Below are 12663 nucleotides of genomic sequence, written 5' to 3'. Positions count from 1 at the left end.
GTCGGTCTCATCGCCCGGCGGCGGACGGCGGTGCTCGGCGCCGGCGATCTCGACGGCACCACCATCCTGCTCCCCGACGGAGCATGGGCGGTGCGGCCGGACGGCACGACGATCTCCGGGCGCGTGGACGTGGGCGAACTGCTCAGCGCCTCGCCCGTCGTGGTGATCGTCCGCGAGGACTGAGGCGGGGCGGCCGGCGTCTCGGGACGGTCAGTGCGGGCTGGGTCAGGGCGGGCTGGGTCGGGTCGGGTTGGGTCAGCCGCGGCCCAGCAGCCTGTCGGTCTCCCGCCGCTCGCGCTTGGTGGGTCGGCCCGCGCCGCGATCCCGTCGCGGCTGCGAGGCCAGGATCTCCTTGGGCGGCGGCGGGGGCGAGTGGTCGATGTAGCAGGTCGCCGCCACCGGAGCCCCGACCCGCTTGCTCACCGTCTCGACCACCTCGAGGATGCGGATCCGGCCGAGTGCGCCCGTCACCTGGACGCGGTCTCCGGGCACGACGTTCTTGGACGGCTGCACCGCCTCGCCGTTGACCTTGACGTGGCCACCCCGGCAGGCGGCCGCCGCCTTGGTCCGCGACGGGAACAGTCGCACCGACCACGTCCACGCGTCCACCCGCACACCCATGGCCCGAGGATAACCGCGTCCGGGGCCTCTAGGCGTCCCGCGCGGTCTCATGAAGGCGATCCGCCCTTCGCTTGGTGACCCGCCCCTCGGATGACGATCTGCCCTCGGAGTTCTTAGGGCGGATCGATTTCCGGAGGGCGGATCAAGGTTCCAAGGGCGGATCAAGGCGAGAAGGGCGGATCGTGACCGTCAGGCGGCGTAGTCAGGCGGCGGCCGGGTACATCACGCTCCGAAGGCGCTGCGCCAGCAGCCGAGGCCTGTCGAGATCCGCCCAGCGCCAGTGGAGCACCCGGTAGCCCAGAGCCATGAGCGCGGCATCGCGATCCTTCTCCGCCCCCAGTCGGCGCCGGGCCTCTGTCGCGTCCGCGCCATCGAGGTACTTGCCGAAACCGTCGCATTCGCCGATCAGACCGAGCTCTGGCCAGAGGAAGTCCACGCGAGCGACGAAGTTACCGTGGGTATCGAAGATGTCGACTTGTGTTTGAGGCTCGGGGAGGCCGTAGTCCTCGAAGATCAGGCGACTGCGGGTCTCCGCGACGCTCTCGCTGCGGGCATCGACCCGAGCCATCGCGGCCCGCGCGCGTTTGACGCCGGACCTACCAGCTGCGCGGCTCAGCGCGTCGTCCACGGAGGCCGCGGTGACCACCTCCGCCTTGAAAGCCGCATCTGCGACTGCCACGCTCGCCGGTAGTGCGCACGACCTGGCCACGTCCACGATGGTGCGTTCTGGACGGGTCACGCGGAGTCCGTCGACCACGTGGACGTCGTCTTCCGCCAGCGGGGTCACGTCATGCCTGGTCAGCCTGGTGGTACGAGATCTCTGGGCGTGCCCGGCGCGGGACAACGACACGGTTCCGAGTGGTAGATCCCAATCCGGCAGACCCAGGACGAGCGCTGCCGACCAGTGGGTGAACACCGGGCATCCGAGGGCGCGGTCCGCCGCCAGCACCATGAGCAGGTGCCGCTCCTCTCGCCCGAGCTCTCGCGTGGAACGGTCAACGTAGAAGCCGGGCCGCAAACGGATGAGATCGCCCGAGGCGACCGCTCGACCGAGCGACTGGGTGCTGAATCCGGCCGCCATCAACTGCTCAGTCGTGTGGAGAAGTGCTCGCAGGTCATCGAAAGTAGCCATGGTCAGATCCTCGGTGCTCATCCGGCCGGTTCCGGCCCGTCCCGGTGCTCGACTCCTTCTCCTGTGGATCACGCCGGCGCCTGTGACTGTGTGCGGGCAGCCGACTGACCTGCCTCATCGCCGCCGTCGGGACGGCGAGTGGACGAGTTCCCGCCGTGGGAGCCGGACCCTCACGATCCGGGCCCCGGACAGCTGAAAGTCCCGCCAGCGTGGGCATCCAGCGGTGGCCGCCGTGGGCATCCGACGCGGCCGTCGGCGTTCTGCCCCTCGGATTGCGAGTTGCTCCATGAGTTCCTAGGGCGGATGACGATCCGAGGGGCAGATCGTCGGAGGGCCCGGCCGGCCCGCACCGCCGGCCGGGGCGCCGTGCGAGACTGGGGTCACACTTCCGCGCGTTCCCTCTGGAGGACCCATGACCGACGCCGCCTCGATCGCCCCGGCCACTCTCGACGCCGCCGCCACGCTCGAGCGGATCCTCGACGAGCGCTACAGTTGCCGCGGCTTCACCCCGGAGCCCGTGCCGGAGGAGACGATCGAGCAGATCCTGCGGATGGCCCAGCGCACGGCGTCGTGGTGCAACTCGCAGGCCTGGCAGGTCGACCTCGTGACCGGGGACGCGACGGCCGCGTTCAGCAGGCACCTCACCGAGCACGTGCTGTCCAACGACATGCGGTCGGACTTCCCGGCGCCGGAGCGGTACGACGGCGTGTACGGGGACCGCCGCCGGGCCAGCGGCTACGGTCTCTACACCGCGCTGGGCATCGAGCGGTCGGACCAGGAGGCCCGGATGCGCCAGATGCTCGAGAACTACCGGTTCTTCGGCGCCCCCCACGTCGCGATCATCACCTCGGATGCGGGCCTGGGCACCTACGGCGCGGTCGACTGCGGCGGGTACGTGTCGACGTTCCTGGCCGCGGCCACCTCACTGGGCGTGGCGACGTGCGCGCAGGCCGCGATCGCCCTGTACTCGGACGCGGTCCGCGAGCACCTGTCGATCCCGGAGGACCGGCTCATCGTGTGCGGGATCGCCTTCGGCTACGCGGACGAGAACCATCCGGCCAACACCTTCCGCACCGAGCGCGCGGACCTCGGCGACGTCGTGCGCCGCCACGGCTGAGACAACTGGGACGGCCGAGACGGCCGCGACGGCTCAGTACAGCTCGCGCTTCTGGTCCGGCTTGCCGGAGATGGCCTTGCGGACCTTGTTGCCGTGGTAGATCGTCAGGATCCCGGCGATGATCGCCACCAGAGTGAAGAACGAGCTCGCGAACAGCGCGATCGGCAGCGACACCACAGTCACACCCAGCGCGATCGCCGTGTTCCGCGCGTCCTTGCGGACCTGCTGCTTCTGGAGCTCGATCGAGTTCGGCTGGTAGGGCTGCATGCTCATACGTTCAGGATCCCATATTCCGGCGGGTCGCCGCGTCCTCGGTCGTGGCCACACCTGCCGTTTCCCACTCGGCGCCCCCGGACGTCCGGGCGGCCGGGATCGGCCCGATCACGTCGAACTCCCCCGCGACCGTGAGCGTCACGCGGCGGCCGTAGTCCACGTCGAGGACGCGGACGCCGGCCGAGCGCAGCGCCGCCTCGAGTCCGCCGGCGACGGAGTGGTCGACCGCGGTCGTCCACGCGGGGGTCCGGGTCACCTCCACGACGCGTCCGTCGCGCCACGCCTGCTCGACGGCATCGCTCACGGCGGCGGAGTAGGCGCGCGCGAGGCCGCCGGTGCCGAGCTTGGTGCCGCCGAACCACCGGACCACCACCGCGCACACGCCGGTCAGCCCGCTTCCCCGCAGGACGTCCAGCATGGGGGTCCCGGCGGTGCCGGAGGGTTCGCCGTCGTCGTTGGTCCGCTCGATCAGGCCGGCCCCGGGGTCGCCCACGATGAAGGCACTGCAGTGGTGGCGGGCCGCCGGATGCGCGGAGCGGAGGTCGGCGATCAGGGCGCGGGCGTCCTCCTCGTCGTCGCACCGTCTCAACACCGCCACGAACCTGGAGCGCTTCTCCTCGTACTCCCCCGTCACGTCCGGTCCGGCGGAGAGCCTGAGCACGGGCGGCGATGCGGTCATGCCCCCAGTATCGCGCCCGGTGGCGGCGACGTGGCGCGGCGGTCCGACCCGCCCCCTCCCCGCGGGCACCGGTTTTCCCTACGCTGGGCGGTGTGACCTCTCCCAGCGAATCGACCTCGCCCACGGCCACCGGCGCCGACATGTTCTCCGTCTGGGCACCGGAGGCACGCGCGGTCGGGCTGGTCCTGGACTCCCCCGACGCCGACCCCGTCCCCTTGCGGCGCGCCGCGGACGGCTGGTGGACGTGCGGCGTCCCCCGGGAACAGGGCAGGGACTACGGGTTCGTGGTGACCGGCGACGACGACGAGGTCAGCCCGCCCCGGCCCGACCCGCGGTCGACGCGTCAGCCGGACGGGGTGCACGGGCTGTCGCGGGTCCACCGCCTCGACCCGTCCCGCTGGACGGACGCGGCGTGGACCGGCCGGCAGCTGGCCGGGTCGGTGATCTACGAGATGCATGTGGGCACCTTCTCGCCCGGCGGGACGCTGATCAGTGCGATCGAGCACCTCGACGAGCTGGTCGAGCTGGGGGTGGACATGGTCGAGGTGATGCCCCTCAACGCATTTAACGGCGAGTACGGCTGGGGTTACGACGGGGTGGCGTGGTTCGCGGTGCACGAACCGTACGGCGGGCCGGACGCGTTCCAGCAGTTCGTGGACGCCTGCCACGCGCGCGGCCTGGCGGTGTGCCTGGACGTGGTCTACAACCATCTGGGCCCGTCAGGGAACTACCTCCCGGAGTTCGGGCCGTACCTGTCGTCGGCCGACGGCCCGTGGGGGTCGGGGCTCAACCTCGACGGCGAGCACTCGGGCGAGGTGCGGCGCTACATCATCGACAACGCGCTGCGCTGGTTCGACGAGTTCCACGTCGACGCACTGCGCCTCGACGCCGTGCACGCGCTGCACGACGCGTCGGCCGTGCACCTGCTGGAGCAGTTGGCGGTGGAGGTCGAGTCGCTGTCCGCCCATCTCGGGCGGCCGCTGTCGCTCATCGCCGAGTCCGACCAGAACGATCCGCGGACCGTCACCGCGCGGGAGGCCGGCGGGCTCGGCCTGGACGGGCAGTGGGACGACGACGTGCACCACGCCGTCCACGCCGCCGTCTCCGGCGAGCGGCAGGGCTACTACGTGGACTACGGGTCGCTCGAGTCGTTGCGGCAGGTGCTCACGGGCGCCTTCCTGCACGCGGGAACCTATTCGACCTTCCGGGGTCGTGTGCACGGGCGGCCGCTGGACGTGGACCGGGTGCCGGGCAGTCGGTTCGTCGCCTACACGCTGACCCACGACCAGGTGGGAAATCGCGCGGCCGGCGATCGGCCGTCGATGAACCTCACGCCGCAGCAGCAGCTGGCCAAGGCCGCGATCGTGCTGTGTTCGCCGTTCACGCCGATGCTGTTCCAGGGCGAGGAGTGGGGTGCGCGGACGCCGTTCTGCTTCTTCACCTCGCATCCCGAGCCGGAGCTGGCCGAGGCGGTGCGGCAGGGACGGACGCGCGAGTTCGCGGCCATGGGTTGGGATCCCGATACCGTGGCGGATCCGCAGGATCCGGAGACGTTCCGCCGCTCGGTGCTCGACCGCTCGGAGCAGGCAGCCGATGAGCACGCCGAGATCCTGCGCGTCTATCGCGCGCTGATCGCCCTGCGCAAGGCGGAGCCGGAGCTCAGCGATCCGTGGCTGGGGCCTGTCCGCGTGGAGTGCGGTGTGGAGGCCGACGACGATCGCTGGCTGGTGGTCCATCGTGGATCGTTGGCGTTGGTGGTGAACCTGGGTCCCGAGCCGTGCCGGGTCCCGCTGGCCGGCGAGGCGGTCTTCGCCTCGGGCGCGGTGGCCGACACGGACTCGGTCTCCTGCCAGGCGTTCGGATTCGCGGTGGTGCGGACCCGCTAACGCGCGGGTTGGTCCGCACACCGGCGGATCGAATCCCCGTTCGCTTCGCCGGGTTATTTAGCCTGGTAGAGCTAGTTTTCCACTTCCGCTCAGGTAGGCGGAAATGTGTTGGCAATCACGCGACAGGATTGTAATGTTGGCGCCGCTCCGGACTCGGGGCACAAGCCCTCGCGAGGGGCGGGGGCTCCGTACGCCACACCTAGGGGGAACTAGATGGCTACCATCTCTGCTCGGATAATCACGAAGTCGGCTGCTGTCGCCGGCGCCCTCGGACTCGCGGTCGCGTTCGGCGCGCCCGCGGCCAACGCCCAGGAGGGCAGCCTGGACTTCGGTTCGCTGCTCACCATCTTCGACCTTCAGGCCCTCGGGGCTTCGGTCGAGGGGTCCCTGACCGGTGAGGGTGGGGTCGACACCGGCAGTGCCGGTTCGATCGCGGGTCTTCTCGCCCCGGGTTCCATCGCGACCGCGGTCGAGGCCGCCCAGGGATCGTCCGGTTCGATCGGCGATCTCGCCGGCGTCATCGACCCGGACGGGTTCGGAGAGGTGATCAGCGGCTCGATCGAGTCGGCGTCGGCTGAGGAGGGCGGAGCCACCGCGTCGCTGGGCGAGATCCCGGAGGGCTCGATCGCGAACCTCTTCGGCGCGCTCGGCGGCGCCGAGGGCTCGGCCGCTCCGGCGGAGTGACCACGATGAACCCGCGGCTCGGCTGAGTTTTCCGGCCCGACCCCGGGGCACATGCCGGGCAATAGGCCCCTGCCGGACGAGCGCTCGTCCGGCAGGGGCCGCCCCGTCTATCCGGGTCCGACGCCGTCAGCCACGCCCCGCCCGCTCAGGTCAGGTATTCGTACGCGGCGGTGCCGGGTTCGAGGCGCTCGCAGTCGATGCGGGAGGCGTCCATACGCTCGAGCAGCGAGTGCAGGCCGGTGGCCGACCCGAGCTCGATGCCCACCAGTGCCGCGCCGAACTCGCGGTTGTTGCGCTTGAGGTACTCGAACAGCGTGATGTCGTCCTCGGGACCCAGGACCTCGTCGAGGAAGCGACGCAGCTGGCCCGGCTCCTGCGGGAACTTCACCAGGAAGTAGTGCTTGAGCCCCTTGTGGACGAGGGATCGCTCGATGATCTCGCTGTACCGCGAGACGTCGTTGTTCCCGCCGGAGACGATGCAGACGACAGTGGCGCCCTCGTCGATGTCGAGCTGGTGGAGAGCCGTCACCGCCAGCGCGCCGGCGGGCTCACAGATGATCCCCTCGTTCTGGTACAGCTCCAACATCTCCGTGCACACCGCGCCCTCGTCCACCGTGAGGACCTGGATCCGCTCGGTCATCGAGGAGATGACACCGAATGGGAAGTCACCGAGCCGGGCGACGGAGGCGCCGTCGACGAAGGTGTCGACCGTGTCGAGGGTGACGGGCTCCCCCGCCTCCAGTGCCCTCGTCAGCGAGGGGGCGCCGGCGGGCTCGACGGCGATGATCTTGCAGTCCGGCGCGTACTCGGCCAGATAGGTCGCGATGCCCCCGGCCAGTCCGCCGCCACCGACCGGGACCACCACGGCGTCGGGCACCTCGTCGAGCTGCGCGAGGATCTCGGCGGCGATCGTGCCCTGCCCGGCCATCGTGTCGGGGTGGTCGAACGGCGGCACCATCGTCGCCCCGGTGCGCTGGGCGTCCGCGCGGGCAGCCGCCTGCGCGGCGTCGAAGTTCGTGCCGGTCACCACGAGTTCGACCCAGCTGCGACCGTGGGCGAGAATCCTGTCGCGCTTCTGCTTGGGCGTGTTGGTCGGCACGTAGATGCGGCCGTTGATCCCGAGGACCCGGCACGCGAACGCCACGCCCTGGGCGTGGTTACCGGCGCTGGCCGTGACCACGCCCGCGCTGCGCTCGTCGCCGGTCAACTGCGCCATGAGGTTGTACGCGCCGCGGATCTTGTAGGAACGAACCGCCTGCTGGTCCTCCCGCTTGAGCAGGATGCGCGCGCCGGTCTGCTCGCTGAGCCGCTCGCTGGCCTGCAGGTCGGTCGACCGGATGACCTCGCCGATCCGGCGGGCTGCGGCGTCGATGTCGTCGGTGGTCACGACCTGGGTGGGCGCGGGTTCGGTGGCGGTCACAACCACCAGTGTCCCACCGCCCCCGCGATCACCGCCAACCGGTCACCGCGTGCGCAGCGGCGCGCGGCACCCGGCGCGACACGCGTGCGCCGGGCGGCCGCGGTCAGCCCGCGAGGCAGCCGGCGCCGAGTAGCGCCTTGAGGTCCCCCATGAGGGAGGACGACGTCTCGACCCGCAGTTGGTCGTCGAGCCGCAGGACGGTCGAGGAGTTGCCGTTGACCAACCGCAGATGGACGTCCGAGGGGCCGGGGTGACGGACCAGGACCTGCTTGAGCGCGGTGACGGTCTCGATGGTGCACATCCGCGTCTGGAGCGTCAGCGCGAGGGGCGCGCCGTTGCCGCCGACGACCAGGTCCGGCACCTCGAGGGTGTCGCCGAAGACCGACACGCGGTCCTCACGGATGTTGATCCTCGCCTTGACCAGCACGACCGCGTCCTCGGCGATGTCGAGGGCCGCGATCCGGTAGGTCTTGGGGAAGAACAGCACCTCGACACTGCCGTTGAAGTCCTCGATCGTCACGATCGCCCACGGCTCGCCGTTCTTGTTCACCCGCCGGTCGACACCGGAGATGATCCCGCCGATGGTCACGGCGGTGCCGTGCGCCAGCTCGCCCTCGTGGATCGTGGCGATGTTCGTGTCGGTCTTGGCCTCCAGTGCGGCCTCGAGCCCGTCGAGCGGGTGGCCGGAGACGTACAGGCCCAGCATCTCGCGTTCGAGCGCCAGTTTCTGCTTGGTGTCCCACTCCTCGTCGGGCACGCGGACGGCGAACACGTCACCGAAGCCGGCGTCGGCCGCGGTGTCGTCTCCCCCACCGAAGAGGTCGAACTGGCCGACGGCCTCGGCCTTCTTGGTGGACATCACCGATTCGACCGCGTCCGCGTGGACGAGGAACAGACCCTTGCGCGGATGACCGAGCGAGTCGAAGGCACCGGCCTTGATGAGCGACTCGGTGACCTTCTTCGTGCAGGCGGTCTGGTCGATCTTGGCGAGGTAGTCCGAGAAGTCGGTGAACTCGCCCTTGGCCTCGCGGGCGGCGACGATCGAGTCCACGACCTGGGCGCCGACGTTGCGCACGGCACCCAGGCCGAACCGGATGTCCTTACCGACGGAGGCGAAGTTGGTCAGCGACTCGTTGACCGACGGCGGGAGCACCTTGATGCCCATCTGCCGGCAGTTGGACAGGTACAGGGCGGCCTTGTCCTTGTCGTCCCCGACGGAGGTGAGCAGCGCGGCCATGTACTCGGCCGGGTAGTTGGCCTTGAGGTAGCCGGTCCAGAAGGACACGAGGCCGTAGCCGGCGGCGTGGGACTTGTTGAACGCGTACGAGGCGAAGGGCTCGATGGTGCCCCACAGCGCGTCGACGGCCTCCTTGGAGAACCCGCGCTCGAACATCCCGCCCGAGAACTTCTCGTACTCCGCGGCCAGGACCTCGGCCTTCTTCTTACCCATGGCCTTACGGAAGCCGTCGGCCTCACCGGCCGTGTATCCCGCGAGCTCGCGGGAGATGGCCATGATCTGCTCCTGGTAGACGATCAGGCCGTGGGTCTCCCCGAGGATCTCCCTGAGCGGCTCCTCCAGCTCGGGGTGGATGGGCACCAGTTCCTGCTTGCCGTTCTTGCGGTCGGCGTAGTTCCAGTGCGTACCCATGCCCATGGGGCCGGGTCGGTACAGGGCGAGGGCGGCGACGATGTCGTTGAAGCCGGTGGGCTTCATCCGCTTGAGCAGCTCGCGCATGCCGCCGGAGTCGAGCTGGAACACGCCCAGCGTGTCACCGCGGGCGAGCAGGTCGTAGGTGGCCTGGTCGTCCGTGCTCAGCGTGTCGAGGTCGATCTCCTCGCCGCGGTTGAGCTTGATGTTCTCCAGGCAGTCGCCGATCACCGTGAGGTTGCGCAGGCCCAGGAAGTCCATCTTGAGCAGGCCGATGTCCTCACACGACGGGTAGTCCCAGCCGGTGATGATGGCGCCGTCCTGCGCGCGCTTCCACATGGGGATCACGTCGAGCAGTGGCTCGGAGGACATGATCACCGCGCACGCGTGGACGCCGGCCTGACGGACCATGCCCTCGAGACCGCGGGCGGTGTCGTAGATCCGCTTGACGTCGGGGTCTGTCTCGAGGAGCTGGCGCACCTCGGTGGCCTCACCGTACCGCTCGTGCTTGGGGTCGGTGATGCCGGACAGCGGGATGTCCTTGGCCATGATCGCCGGCGGCAGCGCCTTGGTGATGCGGTCGGCGATCGCGTACCCGGGCTGGCCGAAGTTGACGCGGGCGGCGTCCTTGATGGCGGCCTTGGTCTTGATGGTGCCGAAGGTGATGACCTGGGCGATCTTGTCGGCGCCCCACTTGTCGGACGCGTAGCGGATCATCTCGCCGCGACGCCGGTCGTCGAAGTCGATATCGATATCGGGCGCGGACGGCCGCTCGGGGTTGAGGAACCTCTCGAACAGCAGGCCGTGCTCGATGGGGTCGATGTTCGTGATCTTCAGCGCGTACGCCACCAGCGCGCCGGCGGCGGACCCTCGGCCGGGCCCGACCTTGATGCCGATCGAGCGGGCGTGCTCGATGAGGTCGCCGACCACGAGGAAGTAACCGGGGTACCCCTTGCCTTTGATGACCTCGAGCTCGAAGTTCGCGCGATCGATGTACTCCTGCGGCACGCCGTCGGGGAAGCGCCACTGCAGGCCCTTGTGGACCTCCTTGGCCAGCCACGTGTCCTCCGTCTCGCCCTCGGGGACGGGGAACTTGGGCATCCGGTCGCGCGGCGTCCAGATGTCGTCGTACGGCTGGACGCGCTCGGCGATCCACAGGGTGTTGTCGCACGCGCCCGGGACCTCGGAGTCCCACTGGGCGCGCATCTCCTGGGCGGACTTGAGATAGTAGCCGTCGCCGTCGAACTTGAAGCGGTTCTCGTCGGCCAGCGTCTTGCCGGTCTGGACGCAGAGCATGGCCTCGTGGGCGTGGGCCTGCTCGCGGGTGACGTAGTGGCAGTCGTTGGTCACGAGCGGCGGCATGCCCAGGTCCCGACCGAGCTTGAGCAGGTCCTCGCGGACCCGACGCTCGATGTCGATCCCGTGGTCCATGAGCTCGAGGAAGAAGTTGTCCTTGCCGAAGATCGACTGCCACTTCTCGGCGGCCTCGTAGGCCTCCTTGATGTGGCCGAGGCGCAGGCGGGTCTGGATCTCGCCGGAGGGGCAGCCGGAGGTGGCGATGATCCCCTCGGAGTACTCGGCGAGGATCTCCGCGTCCATGCGCGCCCACTTGCCCAGCTGCCCCTCGTACGAGGCCAGCGAGGACAGCCGGAACAGGTTGCGCAGGCCGGTGGCGTTCTCGGCGACCATCGTCATGTGCGTGTAGGCGCCGGAGCCGGCGACGTCGTCACTCTTCTGGTGCTTCTCGCCCCACAGGATGCGCTTCTTCTCGAACCGCGACTCGGGCGCGACGTACGCCTCGATCCCGATGATGGGCTTGACCCCGGTCTTCTTGGCCTGCTTGTAGAAGTCCGAGGCGCCGTACATGTTGCCGTGGTCGGTCATCCCGACGGCCGGCATACCCAGACGTGACGCCTCCGCGAACAGCGGGTCGATCTGCGCCATCCCGTCGAGCATCGAGAACTCGGTGTGATTGTGCAGATGCACGAACTGATCGCCCACGAAAGCACTCCTCCTACGGACTCGTCCGCCACAGTCTAGGTCGGATCACCGACAGGCCTCGAACCCCCAGGACGGGCCGCGCGCGGCGTGCGACCGGCCAGCGTGAACGCGATGACCGCGCTCCAGATGAGCGCGAAGCCCACCCACTGGACGGCGTCGAGTCGCTCTCCCACGACGAGCAGTCCCCACGCCATCTGCAGCACCGGGACGATGTACTGCAGCATGCCGACGGTGGCCAGCGGGATGCGCTGCGCGGCGACGGCGAACAGCAGCAGTGGCACCACGGTGACGAGGCCGGAGGCGGCCAGCAGCGCGGAGTGCCCCGCACCGTGCCCGGTGAAGGTGCCCGCGCCGGACGCACCCAGCCAGACCAGGAAGGCCACCGCGACGGGCGTCGTCACCGCGACCTCGCCGAGCATCCCGGTCACCGGGTCCACGCGCAGCTTCTTCTTGAACACCCCGTACAACCCGAAGCTCACCGCGAGGATGACCGACAGGTACGGGAAGTGACCGTATCCGGCGGTGAGGACCCCCACGGCGACGACGGCGAGGGCCACCGCGAGCCACTGTGGGCGGCTGAGGCGTTCGCGGAAGACGATCACGCCCAGCAGCACGCTGACCAGCGGGTTGATGGTGTACCCCAGGGCCGCCTCGGTGACCCGCTCGGAGTTGACCGCGTACACGTAGACGCCCCAGTTGGCCGAGACGAAGACGGCCGCGCCGCCGATGCGGGCCCAGGAGACGCGATCCACGGCGCGGACCCGCCCCCAGCCGCGCAGCAGCGTGACCACGATCGTCATGACGACGAACGACCACACGATCCGGTGGGCGAGGATCTCGACCGCACCGGCGGGCTCGAGCAGCGGGAAGAACGCGGGGAAGAACCCCCAGAGCGTGTACGCCGCGACGCCGGCCGCCATGCCGACGGCGACCGTCCTGTCCTTCTCCCCTGCCGCCTCACCGTTCACCGGCGCAACCCTAGCGCCGGTCGCCCGCGGTGGCCGGTCAGGCGGGGGGTACGGGGGCGGCGTCCGGGAGCGGCAGGGCCGAGTCGACCTGCTGAGGCAGCAGGGGCCGGACGGCGAAGCGCCCGTACACCGCGTCGGGGGGCAGCGCCTCCACCGCCCGCACACCGCGGTGGTCGGCCACCGCGCGCAGTTGGTCGGTCGTGCCGCGCACGAGCAGGCCGATGATCGCGGGCT

At 69.9% G+C, this 12663-nt stretch carries 11 protein-coding genes and 1 pseudogene; 4 read left to right on the top strand and 8 right to left on the bottom strand.

The window, feature by feature from the left end; translation table 11 throughout:
* Nucleotides 1-183: hypothetical protein (locus G6030_RS10855; RefSeq protein ID WP_182643130.1), on the top strand; the 183-nt coding region annotated here is incomplete at its 5' end.
* Between the two features lie 72 nt (nt 184-255).
* Here G6030_RS10855 and G6030_RS10850 read toward each other — a convergent pair.
* Both G6030_RS10850 and G6030_RS10845 read right to left on the bottom strand, forming a co-directional pair.
* Nucleotides 256-621: an RNA-binding S4 domain-containing protein gene (locus tag G6030_RS10850; RefSeq protein ID WP_007627726.1), complete on the bottom strand. Its 366-nt coding sequence runs from the start codon at nt 619-621 to the stop codon at nt 256-258.
* 202 nt (nt 622-823) lie between these two features.
* The gene (locus G6030_RS10845; RefSeq protein WP_182643129.1) at nt 824-1774 is read right to left on the bottom strand and encodes a type IV toxin-antitoxin system AbiEi family antitoxin domain-containing protein; all 951 of its coding nucleotides are present in this window, start codon (nt 1772-1774) and stop codon (nt 824-826) included.
* Nucleotides 1775-2165: 391 nt separating this feature from the next.
* On the opposite strand from G6030_RS10845, the gene G6030_RS10840 reads away from it, so the two are divergent.
* The gene (locus G6030_RS10840; RefSeq protein ID WP_182643128.1) at nt 2166-2870 is read left to right on the top strand and encodes a nitroreductase; all 705 of its coding nucleotides are present in this window, start codon (nt 2166-2168) and stop codon (nt 2868-2870) included.
* A 33-nt stretch (nt 2871-2903) separates the two neighbouring features.
* Here the strand turns inward: G6030_RS10840 and G6030_RS10835 are convergent, their stop codons facing one another.
* Together G6030_RS10835 and G6030_RS10830 are read right to left on the bottom strand one after the other, a co-directional pair.
* Nucleotides 2904-3143, bottom strand: coding sequence for a hypothetical protein (locus G6030_RS10835; protein ID WP_063973324.1), 240 nt, complete (start codon nt 3141-3143; stop codon nt 2904-2906).
* Between the two features lie 4 nt (nt 3144-3147).
* Entirely contained in the window at nt 3148-3822 is a 675-nt protein-coding gene (locus G6030_RS10830) for a YigZ family protein (protein WP_182643127.1), read from the bottom strand.
* Between the two features lie 140 nt (nt 3823-3962).
* Between G6030_RS10830 and treZ the strand changes: the two genes are divergently transcribed.
* The gene (gene treZ, locus G6030_RS10825) at nt 3963-5708 is read left to right on the top strand and encodes a malto-oligosyltrehalose trehalohydrolase (RefSeq protein ID WP_187701739.1); all 1746 of its coding nucleotides are present in this window, start codon (nt 3963-3965) and stop codon (nt 5706-5708) included.
* Between the two features lie 213 nt (nt 5709-5921).
* Nucleotides 5922-6392, top strand: coding sequence for a hypothetical protein (locus G6030_RS10820; RefSeq protein WP_182643125.1), 471 nt, complete (start codon nt 5922-5924; stop codon nt 6390-6392).
* A gap of 145 nt (nt 6393-6537) precedes the next feature.
* On the opposite strand, the gene ilvA is transcribed toward G6030_RS10820, so the two are convergent.
* The 4 genes and pseudogenes from ilvA to G6030_RS10800 form a co-directional block, all read right to left on the bottom strand.
* Entirely contained in the window at nt 6538-7812 is a 1275-nt protein-coding gene (gene ilvA / locus G6030_RS10815) for a threonine ammonia-lyase IlvA (protein ID WP_182643124.1), read from the bottom strand.
* Nucleotides 7813-7915: 103 nt separating this feature from the next.
* Entirely contained in the window at nt 7916-11461 is a 3546-nt protein-coding gene (dnaE, locus tag G6030_RS10810) for a DNA polymerase III subunit alpha (RefSeq protein ID WP_182643123.1), read from the bottom strand.
* Between the two features lie 35 nt (nt 11462-11496).
* The gene (gene rarD / locus G6030_RS10805; RefSeq protein WP_182643122.1) at nt 11497-12429 is read right to left on the bottom strand and encodes an EamA family transporter RarD; all 933 of its coding nucleotides are present in this window, start codon (nt 12427-12429) and stop codon (nt 11497-11499) included.
* Between the two features lie 37 nt (nt 12430-12466).
* Nucleotides 12467-12663 (bottom strand): annotated as a pseudogene (locus tag G6030_RS10800) (hypothetical protein); the annotation flags it as partial.

Source organism: Dietzia sp. E1 (assembly GCF_014145015.1).
In the GTDB taxonomy this organism is placed as follows: Bacteria; Actinomycetota; Actinomycetes; order Mycobacteriales; family Mycobacteriaceae; genus Dietzia; species Dietzia cinnamea_A.
Note: the sequence above shows the minus strand (reverse complement) of the source record. Positions and strands in the feature narration are given on the sequence as shown.

Bases quoted from the DNA above. Each gene is read 5' to 3' on its own strand.
- G6030_RS10835 (WP_063973324.1), bottom strand. From the start codon at position 3,143: ATGAGCATGCAGCCCTACCAGCCGAACTCGATCGAGCTCCAGAAGCAG.
- G6030_RS10845 (WP_182643129.1), bottom strand. From the start codon at position 1,774: ATGAGCACCGAGGATCTGACCATGGCTACTTTCGATGACCTGCGAGCA.
- G6030_RS10850 (WP_007627726.1), bottom strand. From the start codon at position 621: ATGGGTGTGCGGGTGGACGCGTGGACGTGGTCGGTGCGACTGTTCCCG.
- treZ (WP_187701739.1), top strand. From the start codon at position 3,963: ATGTTCTCCGTCTGGGCACCGGAGGCACGCGCGGTCGGGCTGGTCCTG.
- G6030_RS10830 (WP_182643127.1), bottom strand. From the start codon at position 3,822: ATGACCGCATCGCCGCCCGTGCTCAGGCTCTCCGCCGGACCGGACGTG.
- G6030_RS10840 (WP_182643128.1), top strand. From the start codon at position 2,166: ATGACCGACGCCGCCTCGATCGCCCCGGCCACTCTCGACGCCGCCGCC.
- G6030_RS10820 (WP_182643125.1), top strand. From the start codon at position 5,922: ATGGCTACCATCTCTGCTCGGATAATCACGAAGTCGGCTGCTGTCGCC.